This is a genomic window from Anabaena sphaerica FACHB-251 (assembly GCF_014696825.1).
In the GTDB taxonomy this organism is placed as follows: domain Bacteria; phylum Cyanobacteriota; class Cyanobacteriia; order Cyanobacteriales; family Nostocaceae; genus RDYJ01.
The window spans coordinates 41,154-64,359 of the sequence record NZ_JACJQU010000023.1 but is presented as its reverse complement, the minus strand read 5'-3'; the positions used below and the strand labels follow the sequence as shown (position 1 = coordinate 64,359).

The window sequence follows — 23,206 nt, the reverse complement described above, 5'->3', positions numbered from 1 at the left end:
CTGCTGTAGAAACAGGTTAGCTTAACTGTTAAACACAAGCCGCACCCCAGCAGCTATGGTAAAAGAAATAGCAATTCGCACCACTGGACTAACTAAACAATTTGAACGCCACGTTGCTGTCAATGATGTGGACTTAGAAATTCAGATGGGCGAAGTTTACGGATTAATAGGTCCTAATGGCGCTGGTAAAACAACCCTAATTCGGATGTTAGCCGCTGCTGAAGAACCTACTACGGGTGAGATTTATATTAATGGCGATCGCTTACTACGTGATCACAGCAACCCCACCCTCAAGCGTCATCTTGGTTACTTACCCGACGACTACCCACTGTATGAAGATTTAACCGTCTGGGACTACTTAGATTATTTTGCTCGTTTATACCGCTTACGGCAACCGCGCCGCACCCAACGCTTACATGAAGTTTTAGAACTGATCCAACTTGGTAATAAACGCAACAGCATGATTTCTACCCTATCACGAGGGATGAAACAGCGTCTGAGTTTAGCACGGACTATTATCCATGAACCGATTTTACTACTTTTAGATGAGCCGGTTTCTGGACTTGATCCCATTGCGAGGATGCAGTTTCGGGAAATTATCAAAGCTTTGCGAGAAGCTGGGATGACAATATTAATTTCTTCCCATGTTCTCAGCGACTTAGCAGAGTTATGTACTTCCGTGGGCATTATGGAACTAGGCTTTCTCGTAGAAAGTGCTTCACTGCAAACACTTTATCAACGTTTAGCCCGACAGCAAATTTTTATCTCAACTTTGGGCAACATAGATGTATTGGTGAGAGAACTAAAAAATTATCCTTTGGTACAAGAGTGGGAGGTAATACACAGCCAAAATAGTGTGCGGGTTAATTTTTCAGGAACACAGGAAGAAACTGCTGAATTATTGCGATCGCTCATCAGTACAAGTATTCCTTTAACCAATTTTCACTGCACTCAAGAAGACCTAGAAACTATTTTTCTCAAATTAGGTCACAAACAAGCATCGTAATAATTCAATAATTCTCAATTTTCTATTTTGGAGATTTTTTCTATGATGCTCAATTTTATCGACAGAGTAGGTGAATGGAATCCCCAACTCTTCCGAGAACTGAAAGGAAGACTCAAACCATTTAACGTCTTATTTGCTGTTGTCTCATCTTTATTATTGCAACTCGTGGTTTTTTTGTTTCAACTACGAGAATATCCCGGTGAAGAATATTCTTTAAGAGCTTCTTACTGTCGTCTAAGTTCATTATACCAACAGCAAGAACAACAGCTTTACCAGCAACAATCTCTACTCAATCAAAAATTAAATAACTATCGACAAATTAAACTTTCAGATTCCAGCATTATTCCTAATTTACAGGTACAAATTAAACAAGTTGACGCACAACTCAGTAACCTGAGAAATGAGTTGTCTAAAGGTTTTTGTCCTCCCAGCGAAATTGATTGGCAGATGTGGTGGCGAGATCATTGGGAATACACTTTTCTAGCATTTAGTGTAATTTTTATTTTTACACTATTAGTTGCCGGCACTTATTTACTGATTAGTGATTTAGCCAAAGAAGAACATCGAGGTACACTCAATTTTATTCGCCTCAGTCCCCAGTCAGAAACCAGTCTATTGGCTGGAAAAATGCTAGGAGTGCCGAGTTTAATTTATCTGTTTGTAATCACAGCAATTCCTCTACATTTTTGGGCTGGACATTCCGCGAATATTGCCTCTAGTAACATTCTCAGTTATTACGCGGTTATGGCTGCCTGCTGCGGTTTCTTTTATAGTGCAGCACTGCTATTTGGTTTAGTAAGTCGCTGGTTTAGTAGCTTTCAACCTTGGCTTGGTAGTGGTGGGGTTTTGTTGTTCTTGTTTATGACAATGATGATGGCATCCGCTTCTTATAACAATAACTTCAATAATCCAGGTGCTTGGTTTAGGTTTTTTAGTCCTTGGGATATTACCACTTATCTATTTCCCAATTTGTTTCGTATATATCAAGGTTCACCACTAGATAAACTCCAATTTTTCTATTTACCAATTGGGAAAAATTTAGCCAGTTTAGTCGGCTTTTATTTACTTAATTACGGAATTTGCGCTTACGGTATTTGGCAAGCCATAACCAGGTGTTTTCGTAATCCTCAAACTACCATCTTGAGTAAGGGACAAAGCTATTCATTTATAGCTTTTACTCAGGTGATGTTTTTAGGATTGATGATGCAAAACGTAGTAGAGAGAACAGAGGTAGTTGTATCTCTCTTAGTAGTAATAAATGCCGCTCTCATTTTTGGTTTAATTTTTGTCCTTTCACCGATTCGTCAAAATATCCAAGATTGGGCAAGATATCGACACCAAAACAATAGAAACGAATCACTCTGGGAAGATTTAGTTTGGGGTGAAAAAAGCCCAGCCATATTGGCAATAGCAATCAATCTAGTAATTGCTACCACACCTTTAATTATCTGGATTGCTATTTCCCAGAAAGATTTAGATATCAACGATTTTGGCAAAGGTAAAGCTTTATTAACAGTGGTTTTATCTATCGGTTTAATGCTGATTTATGCCAGTATTGCTCAGTTAATGTTGTTGATGAAAAATCCCAAGCGTTATGTGTGGGCAGTTGTGACTATAGCTGGAACAATTTCTTTACCACCAATTATTCTTTCTGTCTTGGGTATTGACCCAGCCAAAAATCCTGCTGTATGGTTGTTTTCTACCTTTCCTTGGGGAGCTATAGAACAATCTAGCATGATCACAATTTTCATGGCGCTGTTAGCTGATTTCACTGTTGTTGCTTTGTTAAATTTCCAATTCCACAAACAGGTGCGGGTGTTGGGTGAGTCTGCAACTAAGGCATTATTAGCAGGGCGTTAAGCAGGGTTTTGGGTGTTGTATGTAGCCGTTACTAGCCCTTTCAACGTGACTCAAAAAATCTATTTCTTCTCTCTACCATCTCTGTGCCTCAGCGGTATAAAAGTAGTTTATCTAACCACATAGGCGCAGAGAACACAGAGAAAGAAGGGGAAAGGAGAATTGTTTCACCAAGATTTTTACTTGCTCTGAATTCATTTCTCCTCATCTCCCTAACTCTCTTCCTATATCCTCTAGTCTGAAGCATCCATATAGTGTAAAAATATTCCTACCTCAATAGCTTCAAAATGAGAATTATGACTATGCTTCCTAACTTGCAACGTGCGTTTGCTAACCGCAGTGTCCTGAAAGTAATTAGCGGTTTGAATAATTTCAATGCTGAAAGTGTTGCTGCTACTGTAAAAGCGGCTGAGTTTGGTGGTGCGACTTTTGTTGATATTGCTGCTGATGCGGCTTTAGTTAAATTAGCGAAAAGTTTAACAAGTTTACCAGTTTGTGTTTCTGCTGTTGAACCAGAAAAGTTTGTGCAAGCTGTTGCTGCTGGTGCTGATTTAATTGAAATCGGTAATTTTGATTCTTTTTACGCCCAAGGTCGCAGATTTGAAGCTGAAGAAGTTTTGGCATTAACTTACCAAACTCGTGCCTTATTGCCTGAAATTACTCTATCGGTGACAGTTCCTCACATCCTGGAATTGGATCAACAGGTACAACTGGCTGAAGATTTGGTAAAAGCTGGTGCTGATATCATCCAAACTGAAGGCGGTACTAGCAGCCAACCTGCTCACGGTGGTACTTTGGGATTGATTGAAAAAGCTGCTCCTACTTTAGCCGCAGCTTATCAAATTTCCCGCGCTGTTTCTGTACCTGTTTTGTGTGCTTCTGGTATTTCTAATGTGACTGCACCTTTAGCTGTTGCAGCTGGTGCTGCTGGTGTGGGTGTGGGTTCTGCTATTAACCAACTCAATAGCGAAATTGCCATGATCGCTGCTGTTCGTGGTTTGGTGGAAGCTTTAGCAACTGCAAATATTCGCACTTTTGCATAGATGTTTATAGGGAATGGGGATTGATTTTTGGATTTTGGTTGTATGTAACCAACTGTAATCTAAAATTTTCTTCCCCATTTCTATCTTTTTTCGTTCCATGACTGAAATACAAAAAACGCAGATGAACACAACTTATTTTATTGGTCACGAGTAATTTCGTACTATCTATTTCTTCTGGAGAAATTCACTCCTAAAATTGTTTCAGCAACAGCGATTTTTTTTGTAAAGGTTTGTATCTTTTTCAGGACTGAATTTTTGAAACAACTATAAATTAAGGGTTTGAGGATGACAATTTATGAAGTTTACAAAATTGGTTATAAAAAGCCAATTATGAAATTTGAACAAATTATAGCAAATGCCGGAAACTATTGCAATCTCGTTAGTAAATAAAAATAATTCTCAATTAATTGTTAAGAAAAATAAAGGAGAAATGGCGTTAAGTTTTAAATTTGTAAATTTAAATCGAATTAACATAAGTGAAAATTATTATGATCAGAACCCTTGATAATCGTGCTGCGAATATTCGCACATTTGCATAGCAATAGGGTGTGGGGTATAGGGTGAAAATTGTTCCCAGTCCCCAGTCCCCAGTCCCCAATCCCTAGCTTAAACAATCTTTCAAGGCATAAATGACTTTATCTTGCTGTTCCTGGGTGAGTTCTGGGAACATGGGTAAAGATATGACTTCATGACAAGCTTGCTCGGATACTGGTAATTGTCCAGGTTGATAGCCTAAACTTTCATAAACTGGCTGCAAATGTAAAGGACGGGGATAGTAAAGCATGGTGCTTACTTCCTTTTCTTGCAGTTGAGTCCTTACCCAGTCCCGATATTTGGAACTTGCACCATTTCTTTCTGCGCTAGAAACGCGAATGGTATATTGATTCCAGACGGCTACTCCTCCTAATAATTCTTGGGGTGGAACGATACCAGGAATTTGACTGAGGGATTGATAATAATAAGCGGCTATTTGTTGCCTTTGTTGATTCCAGGTGTCTAAATAGCGCAGTTTAATTTGCAGGATGACTGCTTGAATGGCATCTAAGCGACTGTTGACACCTATTTCTTCATGAATGTATCTAACTTTGCTGCCATGTTCTCGTAATACTCGCAGTTTAGCAGCGATCGCACTATCATTAGTTGTAATTGCACCACCATCACCGCAACCTCCTAGATTTTTAGTTGGGTAAAAACTAAAACAACCTATGTGTCCAATGCTGCCAACTTTTTGACCACCCCAAGTTGCACCGGTGGCTTGAGCGCAATCTTCAATTACTGCTAAATTATGAGATTGGGCGATCGCCATCACATCTGTCATATCCACAGGTAAACCAAACAGGTGAACTGGGATAATGGCCTTGGTTTTGGATGTAATTGCTGCTGCAATTTGGGTGACATCCAAATTAAAGGTAGTGGCATCAATATCAACAAAAACAGGTGTTGCACCTACAGCATTAATAACTTCCGTGGTAGCAAAAAAGGTGAAAGGTGTAGTAATAACTTCGTCACCTGCACCAATCTCTAAAGCACGTAGCGCCAAATAAAGGGCATCAGTACCAGAATTACAAGCTACACATTCACTTACACCATGATAAGCAGCAAACTGTTTTTCAAAGCCTTCCACTGCTGGACCGCCAATATAACGGCCAGAACTGAGAACTTCGAGAACAGCACTGCTCACTTCTGCTTCAATAGAGGCATATTGCTGTTTTATATCAAATGCGGGGACGGAATTTACACTTTGGATCATAGTTCTTATTTTATTGGCAGATACAAAAGATACCCTTTTAAGGGTGATATAGCAGTATACAGGGTAGTTACGACATTAATTGATCCTAAAACTATGACTAAAATAGGGTTGTACTTCTGCCTGGTTGGTGAGCGAAGCGATGCACTGAGCGCGGTCGAAGTGTCGAACCACTCCTCCTGTCTGTAGACTATCCCAGGAAATAGAGAAACCATGCCGGATTTGATTAAACTAGATATTGTGGATTTGGTTTTAGCAGTGGCTTTAATGGCGATCGCTATTGGTTTATCTGCTTGGGAAAAGTTAGGACTAGAGTTAAACTTAGCATTAGCCACCTGTAGAACCATCCTCCAACTTATAGTATTAGGATACGTTTTAGACTTCATTTTGGCTGTTGACAATGTTTGGGCTGTTGTGGGAATTCTAACAATCATTCTCACAATTACGGCGATTGTCGCACGAAATCGCATCAGCCAAAAAATTCCTCTGGTACTACCTTTAGTCTGGGTAGCAATTTTTGCAAGTACGTCTTTAACGTTGCTGTATACCAATTTTTTGATTATTCAACCAGACAGATGGTATGAACCACGTTATTTAATTCCCCTTGGTGGTATATTGCTTGCTAATGCCATGAACGCCGCAGCAGTGGCAGGAGAACGGCTAGTTAGCAGCATTAACCAATTTCCCACGGAAATAGAAACTCACCTCAGTTTAGGCGCAACTCCCCAGCAAGCAGTAAGTCTATACCGCAAAGATGCAATTAAAGCTGCATTTGTTCCCACTTTAAATCAAATGATGCTAATTGGGATGGTGATAATACCGACTTTTACCAGTGGACAGTTATTAGCCGGAGTATCGGCTTTAGAAGCTGTATCTTATGAAATTTTAATTATTTTTATGGTGGCTGTGGTCAATTTGTTGACGACGATTTTTGTAACTAAAGGTTTATGTCGGCAGTTTTTTAATGATGCTATGCAATTGGTGAGGTGATATCAACAAAAGCCAGGGAATAAATTCCCTGTCTAAAAGCTAAAGTCGGTTTTAACCGACTATTTAAGCTTGATTTATTCTATTTTACAGATAAATTGTAATTTGATTCTGATTTAATCAGAGTGCGTTTTAACGCACTTGAGCTATTAGCCCGGAAATTGATTTCCGGGAGGGTGTGGTGGAAGCTAACAGAACTACTGGCTTGAATTATTCTTTTTTCACACCTACCGCCTTATCTACGTCTGCGGCCAACGCCAATTATAACGATTCCATTCATAAACGCCTTGAATCTCATACTCAGTACCATTAAAAAAGCGAATCTGGCAATTGGTAAAAACATCATTACCATCACGAAATTCATCAACTTTAATCACCATACAAGGAAACCATTCCCGCTCATAGGAGTCATCCTCTGGTATCCATTCCCACAGCGCATTAGAAACTTCAATGCGATCGCCTATTCTTAACTTTAGTGCTTCTTCCAAATAAGAATACTTATCAAAATGGTATGTTTCCACCCGATTTAACCACTGCAAACCATAACGTTGGCGGATAAACTGCACCTTTCCCGAATCTTGGCACAAAAGCCAATCATTAAGCAACTGCACCTTCCACGTGCGGTTTTGTTCTTCCTCGGCTTTGACGAACTCTAAAAACGCTTCCAACTCCTCTGGGGTGAGTTCATCCAAAGGATTAGCAGTATCTAATATACTAGTTGAGTTTCTCTGAATTTGCTCGACTATTTGCAGTAATATTTGTTTCTGCATATCAGTGAGAGGACAGCGGGCTGCATCACAACGACTAAAGGCTGTTTGCAAGGCTGCTTCAATCTCATCTGGATTCATAGGCTAATAGCAAGTGAGAGTCTATTTTTACAATTATTGCAAAATTAAATCCAACTCTCTAATCAATTCACAGGGAAATTTCGGTAAGCTGAAGTTAAAAGTTGCTTATACTTTTAATAAAGTTACGGTGTGTTTTATGCGATTGCGCTCACTGAGGCTGATCTTGATTTCTTTTTTTATCGGCTTTCTCTGGTCGGTTTTTACTCCGTCGGCTTTAGCACTAACAAAGATTAAACTCTCTGACCTATCGTACAAAGATTGTCCAGCAGAACTAGCAAAAGGTGCTGTTGTTAGCAATGGTTCAGGATCAGCAAACTGCTATATCGTCACAGGTAAAGCAGAAAATGGCACTTATAAAACAGTCTATGACGCAGATATCTTTGGACGCATCTATGATGCTAACAATAACCCTATCCTACAAAACCGCACCCGTCTAGGTTCTATTGCTGAAGTTCCACCAGGTGTTAGTGATTTTGAGTTAAGAATTTCTGTACCTGCAAATCAGCCAACTCCATTGCAACTGAAGCAATTTAAAGCATCTGGGTTTAGCTCTCAAGTGAGAAGATAGGAGTCAGGAGTCAGGTGTCGGGAGTCAGGATAAAAATCATTAAATTCTGACCTTTGCGTTTTTCCATACATCCCCGGCTTGTAGAAGACCGGGGAATTACAGAAATTAATTAAAATCCCTGTCCTAATGGTAGACGACTCAGACCTGCTAGAAAACTTCCAGCCAAATTGAGTACCAGGAAGGCCAAGATGGGCGAAAAATCCATACCACCCAATGGGGGGATAATAGAACGAAATAGATTGAGATAAGGGTCACTAATCTGGCTCAAGGCTGCAAATGGTTGATTAGACCAGTTGACTTGGGGGAACCAGGTTAATAAAACCCGAAAAAGTAGCAAATAGCTATAAAATTCGACAAATTTTGCCAGTGTTGTAATCAGTAAATACATGGATGGGTTCGTTTTCTACTAAAAGTTAAAAGCAGTCTTATTTATTGATTTTAATGGAGCTAATGACAAAGAATCTGGAAATAGCAGCTATATCGACGAAAATAGGTTTTTCGCCCCCTCAACATCTGCTGTTTAAGAGTCTTGGGACAGAGAACGTTCGGCTGTCTTAGACGAACTACCATTGACATTGCCCAACTGATTTCGCACATCATCAATTGTGGCATTGAGTTGGGCAATTTTATCTTCAAGCGATCGCCGTGCTGTTTCCATTTCCAAACCCTCACTAGCGGCGGATCTCATCTGCCTTCTTTTGGATGCTGCTCTATTTCCTTCAATAGAGCCATTATTGAGTTCTGTCTCTTCCTCTGCAACAGCATCCCGTCGAGATGCCAGGACAGCGCCCAAAACCCCACCAACTACACCGCCAACAATAGTCCCAAGTAAAAAACCACTGGCAAAACCATCTTTCTGACTCATATTTTCACCGCCTTGAACAAATCTGCAACTTTCTTAATTAAGTCCCAAAGATGCGATCGCCTGCATCTCCCAAGCCCGGTACAATGAAACCCTTTTCGTTAACCGTTTCATCAATCGTGGCGCTGTAAACTGTTAAGCCAGGATAGGCTGCACTCAACTTTTGTAAAGCTGGTGGCGCAGCTACCACACAGACAATTCGTGTTAACGCCGGATCAACACCCCTTTGTGTCAATTCTGCCATTGCTGCCATTATAGACCCTCCTGTTGCTAACATTGGATCGGTAATTAACACCCTTGTTTCTGGGTCGAATTTCTCTGGCAGTTTATTCAAATAACAAGAGGGTTCTAAACTTTCTTCATTTCGCACCAAACCCAGATGATAAATTTTTGCTAATGGTAACAGCGTCTGCGATCCTTCCAATAAGCCTAACCCAGCCCGGAGAATCGGCACAACTGCCACAGGTACTTGTGGATCAATGAAAGTTGCTGCACAAGGAGCTAAGGGACTCTGGACTACGGTTTCTTGCGTCGGCAACCAATCTCGCGCTGCTTCATAAGTTAGCCATCGTCCCAACTCCGTGATAGCAGAGCGAAATAATACCGAAGGCGTAGCCGCATCACGAGCTACTGCCAGCCAGTGCTTGATTAAGGGGTGGGGTGGAACATAAACAAGCAATTGTTGTGTCATAGCCAAAAAGGGGCGGACTGTCATTATAAAGGAACTGAAAATCAATCATAATCTTTTCAGGAGTCAGGAGTCAGGATATCAAGAAGTCAGTAGAAAGAATTAAAATTTTCCCCCAGTCCCCAATCTCTATTCCCTATGAAAACGAACAAGACATCGATACCTGTAGCTTTAACTATTGCTGGTTCGGATAGTGGTGGAGGTGCGGGTATTCAAACTGATTTAAGAACTTTTGCTTTTCATTGTGTTCACGGAACCAGTGCTATTACTTGCATTACAGCCCAAAATACTCTGGGTGTGTTCCGGGTTGATGCCATGCCTTCAGAGGCTGTTATAGCCCAAATTCGGGCGGTGGTTGAGGATATTGGGGTGCAAGCTGCGAAAACGGGAATGTTGCTTAATCAGGAAATTATTTTGGCTGTAGCGCAGGAGGTGAGAACTTTACAAATTAATAATTTAGTGGTTGACCCAGTGATGGTATCACGGACGGGGGCGCAATTGATTGATGATGATGCTATACAAACTCTGCGTCATGAACTGATTCCCCAAGCGGCTATTATTACACCAAATCGCTATGAAGCCCAGATTTTAAGCGGATTAGAGATTGTTTCTTTAGAGGATATGCAAAATGCAGCCCAAATTATACATAAAAATTTAGGTACGAAGGCGGTTTTAGTTAAAGGTGGGGGAATGTCTGGAGGGTTGAAAGGGGTGGATGTTTGGTTTGATGGGGAAAGATTGGAAATTTTGAGGACAAAACAGGTAGAAACGAAAAATACTCATGGTACTGGTTGTACTTTATCAGCTGCTATTACTGCTAATTTAGCTTTGGGTAAAGATTTGTGGACAGCAGTACAAGAAGCGAAGGAATATGTAACAACTGCGTTGACTTATTCTTTGGATATTGGGAAGGGACAAGGACCCGTGGGGCATTTTTTCCCGTTGTTGGAGAAATAAAAATTAAAAAATGTCAGAATCAGGATATCCAGGATTAAAGGATTAACAGGATATAAAACTATGAATTCCCATGTTCCTGAAAACTATCAATATCAATTTGGTGGGAGTCTTCCACCTAATGCACCTACATACGTTACACGCAAAGCTGATGATGATTTATATCAAGCTGTGAAAGCTGGGGAGTTTTGTTTTGTGCTGAACTCTCGACAGATGGGAAAATCAAGTTTGCGTGTCCGCACAATGCAAAGATTAAAACTTGAAGAAATTGCTTGTGTGGCTATAAATTTAACCGCAATTGGTACATCAGGATTAACTTCTGAACAATGGTATAATGGTATTATTAATAATACTCTGAAAGTTTAAAATTAGATAATCAATTTTATTTAGAGGCTTTATGGGAAGAAAATAAACGACTTTCTAATGTACAGGTTTTTGGTAAGTTTATTGATAAAGTTTTAAAATTAATTCCTACACAAATTGTTATTTTTATTGATGAGATTGATAGTATTCTCAGTTTAAATTTTCCGGTTGATGATTTCTTTGCTTTAATTCGTGCCTTTTTGACTGTAGCAGATAAATGATAATCATAATCTCAAGTCAGACGAATCTTATAAGAATGAAATATAACTTTCATCCTGCGGCATTAACAGAATATTCAGCAGAATTCCAATAAACTAACGAATAAAATTAATCTGACAAATATTAAGAGGAACAACCGGTTCAAACTCTTTCCGATCTGAAGTAACTAGAATACCACTTTCTCGATTAGCCAGAGTTAATGCAAAACAATCTGCTAGAGAAATTCTTCTAATACTTGCCTTATAACCTCCTACCTGTCGCCAAAAACTGACATTCAAATCATCTCGAATAACCAGCCCTAAAGATTGTATATCTTCAACAAGAGCATCTGCAATTGTATTTCCTCCCGTTCGCAGAAAATTATAATAAACTTCACATAAATTAATGGCATGAATCATGCAAATATATTGATTATCAGATAAATAATGTTCTACAATTTCTGCACCTTGTTCATTTCTAAAAAAAGCAATTAAAGCACAAGCATCTAAAATAATATTCATCTTGCTAATTTTCTAAAGCAATCTCTGACTGTTTCTTACCTGCAAAGTCATCGCTACTTGTCGCCAGATGAGAATACTTTCCTCGTAAGGAATGAATTATAACTTGCTTAGTTTCTTCTTCTCTTCTTTTGCAAAGTGTTTCAAATAGAAAATCTTGATCTTCTTTTGACAAACTTGCTAATGAATTGATAATTTCTTGCAATGTTATCATAAAATCTCTAACCATTTAATCATTGTCCAATTATAGCATAATCTACCAATTTCCAGCTTTCCGTTACTCCACTTTATCGCTTCATTGATTCTGTTGGTTTTCACTGCATTAAACCCAACCTACTCATCACTAATGTAAAACATACCAAAATAGTATATAATTCATCACTGGTACACTACTTGTCCCTACACTATGCTTTTTAACATTCTTAATAAACTTTGAGGTAAAACCCCAAAAAAGGAACACCTGACGGCATTCGTGACGAGTTAATTTAAATTCACGGTTATTACAGCGAGTGGTGACATGATAGCTGTATCCTAGTATTAAGTCTCGTTTTGGTCGTGGCATCAGATAACTGCTAACTTTTACTGGAAGAAATCATTATGCTATCAGTCGAGGAATTGATTCAAGAAGCCTTATCTTTACCTAATACTACCAGAGTATTGTTAGTAGAAAAACTCATTGAAAGTCTAGAATATGATATTGATGAAAACACACAAAATCTATGGAATATAGAAGCTAAAAAACGCCGTGATGAAATTCGTAATCATACAGTTGAGTCAATACCTGGAGAAGAAGCTTTATCTCAAGTTAGACGAATTTTAGAAAAATGAAATATAATTTTCATCCTGCGGCATTAACAGAATACTCAGAAGCTGTTCAATTTTATGCGGAAAAGAATATTTAACTAGCACAAAATTTTATCAATTCTGTTGAAGATGCCATTTTTAGAATTATTAAATCACCTAAACGCTATCCTGTCACTGATGAAGATATTCGTCGGTGTTTAGTTCGTAAATTTCCCTATGCAATACTCTATACCATAGAAGATGAATACATTTTAATTATTGCAGTTATGCACTGTAGCCGAAAACCTGAATATTGGCAAGAACGTATTAAATAATAGCTGGAAATAATAGCTATCAGATGTCGTGTATGATATAGTCTTGATAAACTAATTATACCTAATACTATCTATGCTCTTTAAAAAATTATTTGGTTTATTTCCTAAAACCCCAAAAACCGAACCCATCACAGCACCCACACCCACAGAAAAAACAGGTTTAATCAAAATCTCAGGATTTGACAACCCCAAACGCAAGGGAGACATAATTTTTGTTCATGGTTTAGGTGGTGATGCACGGAAAACATGGCATCCTGAAGAAAGAGATAATGATGATAACTTCTGGTTAATGTGGCTTGCAAAAGAACGACCAGATTTAGGAATTTGGTCTTTTGGTTATAATGCTGCACCCTTTGAGTGGAAAGGTGCAACAATGCCACTTTTTGATCGTGCGAGTAATTTATTAGAATATTTAACAATTAATGATATTGGTGAACGTCCAATTATATTTATCACTCATAGCATGGGTGGTTTGTTAGTAAAAGAAATGCTGCGAAATGCTCAAACTTTTAATAAAAAAGCAGTTATTGAAAAAACTAAAGGTATAGTCTTCTTATCTACTCCTCACACTGGCGCTCATTTAGCTAATTTAGTCACAAACATTGGTATTTTTACACGAAAAACTATCAGCGTTGATGAACTAAAATCCCATATTCCCCAATTGCGTCAATTGAATGAATGGTATCGTCAAAATGTTGATGCAATGGCAATTACAACAAAAGTTTATTATGAAACAAAACCAATTCTAACAATTTTAGTTGTAGACCCTGATAGTGCTAACCCAGGTATTAAAGATGTCCAACCTACTGCTACAGATGATGATCATATTTCTATCACTAAGCCAAAATCACCAGATAATTTAGTTTACAAAGGTGTGAGTCGGTTTATTAAAGAACAGTTATCAATTATTCCTAAACAAGCAGAAAATAATTTACAAAATATTTCTTCCTTTTATATTGAACGTCCAGAAATTGAATATAACTGTTTTCAATCTATTCTTCAACCAGGGGCATTAATCCGCATCAAAGCCCCCCGCAAGATGGGGAAAACTCATTTAATCAGTCGCATTTTCGACCATTATAAAAAACAAGGGTATCGGACAGTTTCTATTAATTTATGGAGTCAAGAAAATCTCACTAATCTCAATAATTTTTTACAGAGTTTCTGTACAGTTCTGAGTTTAGAATTAGGTCTAGAAAAACAAATAGATCAATATTGGAGTCCCCGTTTAAGTAGTCAAAGCAACTGCACTAATTATTTAAAAAAATATATTTTACCAGCTATTGAAACTCCTCTAGTATTAGGTTTTTAACAGTGATGTTCCTATTAAAATAGGACTTACGCAAAATTGAACTCAAAACCTGATTCTTGCGTAGGGGTAATTCATGAATTACCCCTACTTCCGTTCTGTTTTGCGTAAGTCCTGTAAAATAGATTCTGCACAAGCCTTTAAATTACGGAGTTTGGGATTAATTGAATTTCAAGGAAATGAAGTTAAATGTCTTTGTAATTTATATCGCCTTTATTTTCAAGACCGTTTATCATAGTTGGAAACCGTGTAATTAGAAAAAATCAAAGGTTGTGATTTAATCATGGGGTTCCCCACACCCTACCCCCCACACCCCGTTCATTGCTATTTTATTTTAATACTTGTCGGTTAATATCCCCCTGCCTGTGGCTACCCCTGAAAAAGGGGGTAAAATAGGGCTAAAGCGGGGATATTCGCGATTTTGAAACCTTAACCGAACAGTATTGTATTTTATTTTTATCCGATTAGGTGATTTTTATATTATTCTATAGCCTAGTCTCCGGGATCACTTTATTCTGATAGTATATTTTGTTAATCTAAAGACCTAATTTTGATACCAATATGCAGATGAGATCAACTACACAGAATGTTCACAGTAAACCACCTACTCCCAGCTATTCTCCGTCTGTACCTGTTTATGTTTACCGGGAATTAGTTGCAGAGTTACAAGCAGTACAAGCCAAGTTGGATGTAGTCACCAGCCACAATCAGAAATTGTCTCAGGAAAATCAGCACCTGCGTCAAGAAATAAACAAAGTTGTTCAGTCGTGTTTAGAACTGCAAAAGTTAGTGGACTCCTCTGCACCAAGTTCTCAACCAGCACCACCAAATAACGCTAACGTAAAAAATACAACTAGTAACCAATCCATGCCCAGGGCTAATAGTGAGGCAAAAAATACGCCTGCGTCCCCACGAACGCCCCGTACTAATGCTGAGGCTAAATCTACAAATAAACCTGCAAATAAACCTCCAGTGAAAACAGCACCTCCTCCACGTCAACCAACTCCCAAACCAGCTAAAAAAATCCGCCGTGAGGTTGTTTCTGTACCTATGATGGATATGAATTTTCCGGTATCAGAAGCAGTGTTTATAGAAGGGCAAGAAGTACGCTATTATCTATCCCCGGAGTCTGAGTCAAAGGGACTGAGTGGTTGGTGGTTATTGCTTACTATTGTGTTAATTATGATTACTGGTTTTGGTGCTGGGTATTTAGTTGTGCGTCCTTTGTTGCAAAACCAAAGTCAGAACAGCATTCAGTAGAGTCGTTCCGGTGGAACGACTCTACAACAGTCAGTCATACCGATAAATAGATAATTTTTGGATAATTTTTGAATTTTGAATTGGGATTAAACTTTAACTTTAGCAACACTTGTTAAATTTACTTTCAATCGGTTAAACATTGCTTCCCTGCCTTGCATTGCTAAGGTATCATCTAAAGGTGTAAGCTTAATTTCTTGTTGATATTTCAACTTTAACGCTGTTTGAATTAACCAATCTGCCACAAAGGGATTTTTTGGTAACAATGGACCATGTGAATATGTGGCGATCGCATTTTGATAAAATGCACCTTCTGTACCATCTTCACCATTATTACCTAAGCCGTAAACCACACGCCCCAAGGCTTCTACTTTACCTAATTTAGTGCGTCCACCATGATTTTCAAACCCGACTAAATAAGGTTTTTTCCCTATCATTGCTTCTAGTTCTTGCGCGAGACGTGAAGCTGTAACTTCTATAACTAAATTACCAATACAACGTTTTGTATTTTCCCCTGGATGGATAGAAACTAAATCTAATATTCCTAAACCTTCTATTCTTTGTCCGAATGCAGGTTCGTAATAATGTCCTAAAAGTTGGGGAGAACCACAGGTAAAAACTCCTGGTGTGCCATTTTCGATTTTATCCCGCATCGCGTCAGCTTTTGCACCTTGTAAGTCGCGCATAACTATTTCTTGCTGACGGTCTTGTGCGCCTCCACCGACAATCACATCTACTGATTTTATATGATCTGCGGTGGAATTTTGGTCTAAGGGTAATATTGTGACATTGTAACCCCTCCATTGTGCGCGACGTTGAATAGTGATAACATTACCTCTATCTCCGTAGGTACTCATTAACTGCGGATATAACCAACCAATAATAATTTCCATAGGTTCAAAATTTCCCAAAAATTCCTATTAATTTGCGTTCAATATTAACTCATTTTTTATATTTTTCCATACCTCATGGATTTTTTTTATTTTACAGCGATTTTCATGTAAATGAACCACATTTTTATATCTCACGCAATCTCCGTCAGGAGATCCCGCAGGGTAGATGCAAAAGCACAAAGTAAGAAAGGAAGAGAAAAACAAGAGTGTGGTACTCTTTATATTTGATGCGATCGCTAACATTAATTAGGATTACTATATCTTATTTTTGGGTATTCCGTATTTTATGTAACAGTTTTTTTTACAAAATTGTCACGATAATCACAAATAATCTGGATAATACTCAGATCCTCTAATTCTCAAAGAAGTAGGGAATCTATAAATAAAAGGAAATTGTTTATGCAACTAATCGAAAATCCGAATTTTACCATCATTGCTGGTGAAAATGCAGTTCCCATTTCTCAACTACCTCCTATTTGGCAAAATATCGCCGCAGGATTAGCAAATGTAGGATTTAAAAATACAGAAGTTTATGTGAAAATGGCGCAGCTATTTCAATATAAACTAGCAAAAGGTGATGTAGATTTATTTAATGAACGTCCAGAGTTAGCTAAGTTTAAAGCTGCATTTTCTCAGTTATTTGGACAATTAGCTTATGAAACTTTAGAATTTTACGGACATGATTTTTTAATTGATCAATATCCCAACTTTGAACAGATTTTAACAGATGTGAAATCTAAAGGATTAGAATATGCCAATGAGGTAAAAGTAGCATTAATTGGAATAGACCTTTTTAATGAGTTTGGATATGATTTACCTGCAAGTTTTTATCATGTACATTTAGCACCAATTTACCGAGATCATGTATTTGAAGAACGAGCTTTAAGATTTGATAAACGCGATATTGAACATAAACGTTCTTGGGATGCAATTTTACATAGTGGTAAAGTTTTCGCAGTGCAAATGAAGGTGCAAAGCATCGCTTCAAAATACGGTTTTACCTATCATCACGGTTGCGGTTGTAATTCTCATCTCTCTTCTATTGATGCTGCTGAGGGAGCATTTAATTATGAATTAAGTCCCAAAAAGTATCAACGTTGGATTAGAAGTTTTATTTGGACTGCTTGGTATGAATATGCTTTCTTTCAGATTGTTCCTAATACTAGTTATTTAGTGTAAATTTCTCAACCCAAGATCCCCGACTTCTTTAAGAAGTCGGGGATCTATTTCCTGCGAGGGTTAAAGAATTTTCCTCCCCGTTAAAACCTCTCGCACTTCTAACATAGCTGAATAAGTAGGAAGAATATGCAAAGTTTCATTTGCTGGTGTATGTTCCAAAGCTGTTGTAATAGCTTGCTTTAAATCTTCCTCTACAATTAAGTTAATGTTACTTTCAACAGACTTCTCGCTATAACGTAATCTTAACGCCATATCATACACGCGATCGCCACTTACAACCAACGTTCCACCCCGTTCAACCAACTTCTCTGTATCTACATCCCAAATCCAAGATACATCAGTACCATCAGGAGTGCGGTCATTCAAAACTAACAAGGTAGTTTTATCTGTACTTTGAGTAACTACGCGAATAGTTTCATTCGTTCCTACAGGATTTTTAGATAACAAAATCCTTACTTTTTTACCATCTATCACCAAATCTTCCGCACGTCCAAAAGCAGCTTGGAAATTATTAATTGTTTCCCTAATTGTTGTTTCATCAACTCCCAATTCTTTAGCTGCGGTTGCTGCGGCTAAAGTATTATATTTATTGTACAAACCAACAAGAATTTGTGACCATTCACCACTTTCTAAACTTGGTTTACTCTTACTAAACCCGCAACTAGGACAAGTGAAATCTCCTAAATGAGATAAATAAACACCTTGATAATCTAAAGAATGTCCACATTTAGGACAATAGATAGAATCTACAGCGTGAGGAATTGCTTCTAAATAATGTTTTGGTTCATTCAAACCGAAAAATAACACCTTTTGATTTAACTGCTGACCTAAATATGATAAAGTTGGATCATCAGCATTGGGAATAACTACCGTTTCTGTTGGTAAAGTGGAAATAACCTTTGTCCATTTTTTGCTAATAGTGTCAACTTCTCCATATCTATCAAGTTGGTCACGGAACAAATTTAAACAGAGAATAATTCTTGGTTGCAGAGGTTTTAAAATCTTGGGAACAATATTTTCATCAACTTCCAAAATCGCGTAGTCAACATTTAAAGAACCTAATAAACTGGTATTCTCTATTAAAGCCGTCGCTAAACCATTTTCCAGATTTGCACCAGTAGAATTATGGGCGATTTTGTAACCTTTGTGTTCTAAAATAGTGCATAATAACAGGGCTGTTGTGGTTTTCCCATTTGTTCCCGCAATCAAAATTACCCCGTTTTTGACTTGCTGACTCAATAATTGTAAAAGTCTGGGTTCAATGCGTCGCGCAAGAGAACCTGGTAACACACTAGCAGCACCAAGACGGAGAGAGCGTACTAAAAATGTGACACTTTTAGCAATTGATACCGCAAAACCCAGTCGGACTCTATCTATAAGTTGTATTTTCTTTCCCACAGCAGTTGTTAAGTAATATTCATTAATTACAAAATTAATCTTGCCAGTGTAGCTAATCTTGGCAAAAAATACCAGCCATCAAGAATTTAAAATTGATGCGAAAGAGAAGACCACTGCAAGTTATGGTAAAAAAATAGCGCCCAGATGTAATTATATATCTAGGCAAAGTGTTGAATAAGGTTCCTGTTGATGAATAGCATAAAGTGGCTTTTTTTACAAACTAAAATAATTGCTAACTGGCGACAGTTGGTGTCAAAATGCCTATTATTGCTGCTTTGCCTATTCATTATAGGTATACAGCCAGCTTTTGCAGGTATGAAGGATGATCGATACGAAGGTAATATTTTTGTGGTTTTTGCTGGTAATGGTTCCCTAGTTCCTTCCAAACTAACTCTAGCTAAAACTTTAGCAGAACATAAACCCGCAATGCTGGCATTTTATGTGGATGATAGCAGCGATTGTAAACAGTATGCGGTCTTTATTTCCCAAACTCAAGCATTCTATGGACGGGCTGCGGAGATTATCCCTATCAGTGTTGATACTATTCCCGTAAAGGAAAGCTACGAACCCACAGAACCAGGATACTACTATTCAGGAGTTGTACCGCAAGTTGTTCTCTTTGACCAGTCTGGTAAAGTCATTTTGAATAAAAAAGGTCAAGTACCTTTTGAAGAGATAGACGACAAATTTAGAGAAGTGTTTAATTTGTTACCTCGTGACCAGTCAATTGAGTTTAAGCAGCGTTCATTTAATGAATATAGCAGTGAGTTAAGCCAGTAGAGGTCAGGACTTACGCAAAACAGAACGGAAGTAGGGGTAATTCATGAATTACCCCTACGCAAGAATCAGGTTTTGAGTTCAATCTTGCGTAAGTCCTAGAGGTTGATTATCAAGTGTCAACGAATCTGTTTTTACAGATTATTTCGCATTTAGGAATTTTTTGATTAAGTGATGGTGGGCATTGCCCACCCTACTTTTTTAAGTATATTAAGTTATAGGTTTAGGTTTTAATAATTAGACCTCTCCGGAAATATGGTAGAGACGTTCCGCCGGAACGTCTCTACAAGGGTTTCAAACCACGCACATTTAATTACCGGAGATGTCTATTATCAAACGCAGATAAACGCAGATAAACGCAGATTAGGTTATGGATTTTTCGTTTGTTCTGATACTGCATTTCTATTGCTGTCAGGAGATAATATTTAAATTACAGATGACTAATGACTAATGACTAATGACCACTAACTAATCAATAATTAGGTTGTTCCGCGATGTACAAAGTTTATACTACCCAGGAACTCATCGAAATTTTAGCAGCAGAACGTCTAGCTTGCTTGAAAGGAGAACGCCTAAAGTTAGAGGTGAAAGTTTCAGGCAATCCCGTTATAGACCAGTTTATCACAACAGAAGGTCTACAAAAGTTCACAGCCTATCAAGATTTTAAAGCTTCTATTCATGAATATCAACGGGAAAATCAAGTTTCTGGGATTGTCTGGAAAGATTTGACTGTCAAAGGTAAAACTTTGCATTATCCAGAAGTTGACGCGCAGTTAATAGCGTTAAACAGTGATTTGGAAATATTGAAAGCGGCAAAAAATTCCATCCTAGAATTTTGGGATGAAATTACAGCGGAAATGGAATTATATTTAAGTGTTAGTAATGGCAAATTACACGAAAAAATCAATACTTTAGATGTAGAAAGAATTGCCCAAAGAACAGAATGGGCAAGTTTGTTAAAGTGGGAAAACTCGAATTTTTTAGAAGTAATTTTGCAGATGGGTTGGGGAAAACCGGAAGAAGCTGCTTATAAACGGGGAAGGCCACATTCTGGTAGTGAGTTTATTCATGCAGTCAACCCTGGTAATTATCCCATTGGGTAATTGGTAATTAGTAATTGGGTTATTAACCTCCCCTGCTCCCCTGCTCCCCTGCTCCCCTGCTCCCCTGCTCCCCTGCTTTCTTCCCTGTCACCTGTCACCTGACTTACTAGCTATTTTGATCAAGTTATCTAACTCTTGCTGCATCTGGCTTCTAACTAATTCATAGCATTGATTAACATAATTGCGATCGCTTGCGGCTTCTTTTCCATAGCGTTCAAAAACAATAGGTGGACAAACCCTAGTATAAATACGCGCTGGTAAAGGAATATTCGGCAATGGTCCTACAGCTAAACCCCAAGGTAAACCCAGGTAAACAGGAAAGACTAGCGGATCAACATCAAACAGCCAAGGCATCCCCCATTGGTGGAATTGCTGCATAATTTTATACAAATCAGCCAATACAATCAGGGTATCATGCGCCCCCCAGGAAATAGCGGGAACAATGGGGACATTTTCCCGCAGTGCTAACTTAATAAAACCCCGACGTTCAGCAAAATAAATCTGATCCCGCATTTGATGAGGTCGAAACACATCCTCCGCACCACCAGGATAAACTAAGACACTAGCGCCAGCACGGAAAGCCGTATAAGCCATTTTGGGATGAGCCATAATAGCGCCACCTTTCATGGCCATTTCTGCCGCTGGGGGAAAAACTTCCCAGACTTTCGGGTGCATCAAACCGTAAATTGGTCTTTGCGTACCAAACCGACGTAACCAGTCGTACATCATCATAGATGTATCCGGGGATGCCAAACCGCCATTGTGAGAACCAACAATAAGGACTTTTCCCTCTGGGATATTTTCCCAGCCACTGGTTTGGACTCGAAAATAGTAGTTGTATAAAATGCCCAATACAGGCATGAGACTTTCCATGAACTTTGGATCTCGCTCGTCCAAAGACCACCCTGGTTTTGTTTTCTGGGGATGTTGTAATGTTAACATCGAGGCATTGTATAAAGATATATGAAGAATCCTAAATCATTTTAGGAGTCAGTAGAGACGTTCCGCCGGAACGTCTCTACAGGAGTCAGGAGAAAGAAAAATATTCCCTATTCCCCAGTTTTCCAAGTTCCGTGGAAGCTATGGGGAATAACACTGGGTAGTCCGAGTTTACAAACTGGTTCTTCATTCAAGTGTTGGCTATTAAATATCCAAACTTCGCTACTATTGGTATTACCATCATAAACCACTGTTAACACCCAACCTTGGTCAGAGTTTTGGATATCTTGAGTGTGAATAGGTTCAGAAGGATAAAGATTTTCACCTAAGTTTGCTTCTGTCAAAGTTCCGGTTTGATGGTCAAAACCAGCAATATTATTTAATATCTCTCCTTCAGTATCTGTTCCTTCTCGAAAAATAGACATATAGCTATAACGAGAGAATTTACCCACATTTTTTGCAGGAACAGATGGAAATTCACAAGTTCTATTTAACAAAGTTTCAATTCCACTTACTTTGCCAGTTTGCGGATTAATTTGTACCCGCGTCAAGGTGGTTTTAGTAACTGTTTGAGTTTCTCCTGTCGCTACTTGGCGCAAATATTCATTAGTTTGAAAATCTGCATATTTAGCCAAATCAACAATTACCGTTCCTCTATCATCAACATAACCATTTCCAAAATGCCACTGAAACCAAGGTTCTGTTTCTCCACGACTCACCACAGACAAGGTTTCTCTATCAATAACTATAATCTGAGTTCCCTGTTCTGGTTGCCAGGTTAAAGAATCACTATAGGTACTCGTTCCAAATAAAACAGGCCAAATATTTAACCGTACCGCCGGAGCAAAAAATACTAAATATTGTCCTGCTAAAACAAAATCATGTATAACGGGAAAACCTGCTAAGGTAAATTTTGCCTGTTGGAGAATTTTTCCAGTAAAATCACTTTTGTAAATATGCAGTATGGCATTAGGTCCAGGAGTCATGCCAAAATTAAAGATTTCTCCCGTTTTATAGTCAACTTTAGGATGAGCAGAATAGGGTTGTCCTTTAGCCAAACCACCTAAATTATTTAAACCTTTAGTTTCTAAAGTTGCTAAATCTAACGCATAAGGATTATCACCTTCCCATAGTGCCAGCAATTTATCAGGTAATGCCAAAACCGAAGTATTTGCTGCGTGTTTAACTGGTTTTCGCCATTGATTCCAAATGGAACCTGGTGCAGTCATGCCATAATTACCATACAGTAATTTACCTGCCGCAGTTTCCTCTTGATAACCAGCAGTCTGCACATAGCGATAAACCCCGGTAGCACCTGCATCGGTAAAATGGACAGCTAAAATAGCCCCATCCCCATCAAACCAATGTCCTACTGACACACCACCCCGTTCTAGTCTTCCTGGTCCATTGCGGTAAAGTGTACCTCGTAACCCATCAGGAATTTTACCAGCAATAACTGGTAATTGAGTGGCAGGAAATTCCGTTGCTGGTTGGGATATGGCTTTTGCCCAAGTTTTTTTAGTTGACTTTTTATCAATTGTCTGCATAATAATTCTGCTGCTATAGCATTTTTCTTGTGATGACGATTTCTTGA

Annotated in this window: 26 protein-coding genes and 1 pseudogene; 15 read left to right on the top strand and 12 right to left on the bottom strand. The window is 38.4% G+C overall.

What is annotated here, in order from left to right:
* Positions 1 to 55: 55 nt before the first annotated feature.
* From H6G06_RS24030 to H6G06_RS24020, 3 genes are all read left to right on the top strand, one after another.
* Positions 56 to 1,006 (top strand): ABC transporter ATP-binding protein, encoded by a 951-nt coding sequence (locus H6G06_RS24030; protein ID WP_190564580.1) that lies wholly within the window; start codon positions 56 to 58, stop codon positions 1,004 to 1,006.
* Positions 1,007 to 1,048: 42 nt separating this feature from the next.
* Complete coding sequence (locus H6G06_RS24025; protein WP_190564579.1) at positions 1,049 to 2,866, top strand: ABC transporter permease family protein; 1,818 nt, start codon at positions 1,049 to 1,051, stop codon at positions 2,864 to 2,866.
* 293 nt (positions 2,867 to 3,159) lie between these two features.
* Positions 3,160 to 3,906 carry a DUF561 domain-containing protein gene (locus H6G06_RS24020; protein ID WP_190564578.1) on the top strand — a complete coding sequence of 249 codons (747 nt, stop codon included), beginning with the start codon at positions 3,160 to 3,162 and terminating at the stop codon, positions 3,904 to 3,906.
* A 601-nt stretch (positions 3,907 to 4,507) separates the two neighbouring features.
* Here H6G06_RS24020 and H6G06_RS24015 read toward each other — a convergent pair.
* Positions 4,508 to 5,656: a DegT/DnrJ/EryC1/StrS family aminotransferase gene (locus tag H6G06_RS24015; RefSeq protein ID WP_190564577.1), complete on the bottom strand. Its 1,149-nt coding sequence runs from the start codon at positions 5,654 to 5,656 to the stop codon at positions 4,508 to 4,510.
* Positions 5,657 to 5,866: 210 nt separating this feature from the next.
* Here H6G06_RS24015 and H6G06_RS24010 point away from each other — a divergent pair, with 210 nt between their 5' ends.
* Positions 5,867 to 6,643, top strand: coding sequence for an ABC transporter permease (locus tag H6G06_RS24010; RefSeq protein ID WP_190564576.1), 777 nt, complete (start codon positions 5,867 to 5,869; stop codon positions 6,641 to 6,643).
* A 236-nt stretch (positions 6,644 to 6,879) separates the two neighbouring features.
* Here the strand turns inward: H6G06_RS24010 and H6G06_RS24005 are convergent, their stop codons facing one another.
* A complete protein-coding gene (locus H6G06_RS24005) occupies positions 6,880 to 7,488 on the bottom strand; it encodes a hypothetical protein (protein ID WP_190564575.1) in 609 nt (202 codons plus the stop codon).
* A 136-nt stretch (positions 7,489 to 7,624) separates the two neighbouring features.
* Here H6G06_RS24005 and H6G06_RS24000 point away from each other — a divergent pair, with 136 nt between their 5' ends.
* Complete coding sequence (locus H6G06_RS24000) at positions 7,625 to 8,056, top strand: biotin carboxylase (protein ID WP_190564574.1); 432 nt, start codon at positions 7,625 to 7,627, stop codon at positions 8,054 to 8,056.
* Positions 8,057 to 8,165: 109 nt separating this feature from the next.
* On the opposite strand, the gene H6G06_RS23995 is transcribed toward H6G06_RS24000, so the two are convergent.
* The 3 genes from H6G06_RS23995 to upp form a co-directional block, all read right to left on the bottom strand.
* Positions 8,166 to 8,444: a YggT family protein gene (locus H6G06_RS23995; protein WP_190564573.1), complete on the bottom strand. Its 279-nt coding sequence runs from the start codon at positions 8,442 to 8,444 to the stop codon at positions 8,166 to 8,168.
* A 132-nt stretch (positions 8,445 to 8,576) separates the two neighbouring features.
* Positions 8,577 to 8,921: a ssl2009 family thylakoid membrane protein gene (locus tag H6G06_RS23990; RefSeq protein WP_190564572.1), complete on the bottom strand. Its 345-nt coding sequence runs from the start codon at positions 8,919 to 8,921 to the stop codon at positions 8,577 to 8,579.
* A 37-nt stretch (positions 8,922 to 8,958) separates the two neighbouring features.
* The gene (gene upp / locus H6G06_RS23985; protein WP_190564585.1) at positions 8,959 to 9,609 is read right to left on the bottom strand and encodes a uracil phosphoribosyltransferase; all 651 of its coding nucleotides are present in this window, start codon (positions 9,607 to 9,609) and stop codon (positions 8,959 to 8,961) included.
* Between the two features lie 135 nt (positions 9,610 to 9,744).
* Here upp and thiD point away from each other — a divergent pair, with 135 nt between their 5' ends.
* Complete coding sequence (gene thiD, locus H6G06_RS23980; protein ID WP_190564571.1) at positions 9,745 to 10,563, top strand: bifunctional hydroxymethylpyrimidine kinase/phosphomethylpyrimidine kinase; 819 nt, start codon at positions 9,745 to 9,747, stop codon at positions 10,561 to 10,563.
* A gap of 60 nt (positions 10,564 to 10,623) precedes the next feature.
* Positions 10,624 to 11,117, top strand: a pseudogene (locus tag H6G06_RS23975) (AAA-like domain-containing protein); the annotation flags it as partial.
* Between the two features lie 120 nt (positions 11,118 to 11,237).
* Here the strand turns inward: H6G06_RS23975 and H6G06_RS23970 are convergent.
* From H6G06_RS23970 to H6G06_RS27650, 3 genes are all read right to left on the bottom strand, one after another.
* On the bottom strand, positions 11,238 to 11,642 hold the full coding sequence (locus tag H6G06_RS23970) for a PIN domain-containing protein (RefSeq protein ID WP_190564570.1): 405 nt from the start codon (positions 11,640 to 11,642) through the stop codon (positions 11,238 to 11,240).
* A gap of 4 nt (positions 11,643 to 11,646) precedes the next feature.
* Positions 11,647 to 11,853 (bottom strand): hypothetical protein, encoded by a 207-nt coding sequence (locus tag H6G06_RS23965; protein WP_190564569.1) that lies wholly within the window; start codon positions 11,851 to 11,853, stop codon positions 11,647 to 11,649.
* Positions 11,854 to 11,982: 129 nt separating this feature from the next.
* Positions 11,983 to 12,201, bottom strand: coding sequence for a hypothetical protein (locus H6G06_RS27650; RefSeq protein ID WP_242039838.1), 219 nt, complete (start codon positions 12,199 to 12,201; stop codon positions 11,983 to 11,985).
* 35 nt (positions 12,202 to 12,236) lie between these two features.
* Between H6G06_RS27650 and H6G06_RS23955 the strand changes: the two genes are divergently transcribed.
* The 5 genes from H6G06_RS23955 to H6G06_RS23935 all read left to right on the top strand — a co-directional run bounded on the left by H6G06_RS23955 (position 12,237) and on the right by H6G06_RS23935 (position 15,326).
* Positions 12,237 to 12,467, top strand: a complete 231-nt coding sequence (locus H6G06_RS23955; protein ID WP_190564568.1) for an addiction module protein — start codon at positions 12,237 to 12,239, stop codon at positions 12,465 to 12,467.
* 89 nt (positions 12,468 to 12,556) lie between these two features.
* Complete coding sequence (locus tag H6G06_RS27645; RefSeq protein ID WP_338422983.1) at positions 12,557 to 12,757, top strand: type II toxin-antitoxin system RelE/ParE family toxin; 201 nt, start codon at positions 12,557 to 12,559, stop codon at positions 12,755 to 12,757.
* A gap of 73 nt (positions 12,758 to 12,830) precedes the next feature.
* Positions 12,831 to 14,069: an AAA-like domain-containing protein gene (locus H6G06_RS23945; RefSeq protein WP_242039837.1), complete on the top strand. Its 1,239-nt coding sequence runs from the start codon at positions 12,831 to 12,833 to the stop codon at positions 14,067 to 14,069.
* A gap of 73 nt (positions 14,070 to 14,142) precedes the next feature.
* On the top strand, positions 14,143 to 14,304 hold the full coding sequence (locus H6G06_RS23940) for an AAA-like domain-containing protein (protein WP_190564567.1): 162 nt from the start codon (positions 14,143 to 14,145) through the stop codon (positions 14,302 to 14,304).
* 323 nt (positions 14,305 to 14,627) lie between these two features.
* Positions 14,628 to 15,326 (top strand): hypothetical protein, encoded by a 699-nt coding sequence (locus tag H6G06_RS23935; RefSeq protein WP_422387062.1) that lies wholly within the window; start codon positions 14,628 to 14,630, stop codon positions 15,324 to 15,326.
* An 86-nt stretch (positions 15,327 to 15,412) separates the two neighbouring features.
* On the opposite strand, the gene H6G06_RS23930 is transcribed toward H6G06_RS23935, so the two are convergent.
* Entirely contained in the window at positions 15,413 to 16,216 is an 804-nt protein-coding gene (locus H6G06_RS23930; protein ID WP_190564566.1) for a type 1 glutamine amidotransferase, read from the bottom strand.
* Positions 16,217 to 16,615: 399 nt separating this feature from the next.
* On the opposite strand from H6G06_RS23930, the gene H6G06_RS23925 reads away from it, so the two are divergent.
* A complete protein-coding gene (locus tag H6G06_RS23925; RefSeq protein WP_190564565.1) occupies positions 16,616 to 17,395 on the top strand; it encodes a hypothetical protein in 780 nt (259 codons plus the stop codon).
* Positions 17,396 to 17,455: 60 nt separating this feature from the next.
* Here the strand turns inward: H6G06_RS23925 and H6G06_RS23920 are convergent, their stop codons facing one another.
* Positions 17,456 to 18,793 carry a MurT ligase domain-containing protein gene (locus tag H6G06_RS23920; protein WP_190564564.1) on the bottom strand — a complete coding sequence of 446 codons (1,338 nt, stop codon included), beginning with the start codon at positions 18,791 to 18,793 and terminating at the stop codon, positions 17,456 to 17,458.
* Between the two features lie 189 nt (positions 18,794 to 18,982).
* Here H6G06_RS23920 and H6G06_RS23915 point away from each other — a divergent pair, with 189 nt between their 5' ends.
* Both H6G06_RS23915 and H6G06_RS23910 read left to right on the top strand, forming a co-directional pair.
* Positions 18,983 to 19,573 (top strand): thylakoid membrane photosystem I accumulation factor, encoded by a 591-nt coding sequence (locus tag H6G06_RS23915; RefSeq protein ID WP_190564563.1) that lies wholly within the window; start codon positions 18,983 to 18,985, stop codon positions 19,571 to 19,573.
* A 491-nt stretch (positions 19,574 to 20,064) separates the two neighbouring features.
* The gene (locus tag H6G06_RS23910; RefSeq protein ID WP_190564562.1) at positions 20,065 to 20,673 is read left to right on the top strand and encodes a hypothetical protein; all 609 of its coding nucleotides are present in this window, start codon (positions 20,065 to 20,067) and stop codon (positions 20,671 to 20,673) included.
* Positions 20,674 to 20,760: 87 nt separating this feature from the next.
* Here H6G06_RS23910 and H6G06_RS23905 read toward each other — a convergent pair whose 3' ends face one another.
* Both H6G06_RS23905 and H6G06_RS23900 read right to left on the bottom strand, forming a co-directional pair.
* The gene (locus tag H6G06_RS23905; protein WP_190564561.1) at positions 20,761 to 21,615 is read right to left on the bottom strand and encodes a lysophospholipid acyltransferase family protein; all 855 of its coding nucleotides are present in this window, start codon (positions 21,613 to 21,615) and stop codon (positions 20,761 to 20,763) included.
* A gap of 107 nt (positions 21,616 to 21,722) precedes the next feature.
* Positions 21,723 to 23,159, bottom strand: a complete 1,437-nt coding sequence (locus H6G06_RS23900) for a carotenoid oxygenase family protein (RefSeq protein ID WP_190564560.1) — start codon at positions 23,157 to 23,159, stop codon at positions 21,723 to 21,725.
* Between the last annotated feature and the right edge of the window lie 47 nt (positions 23,160 to 23,206).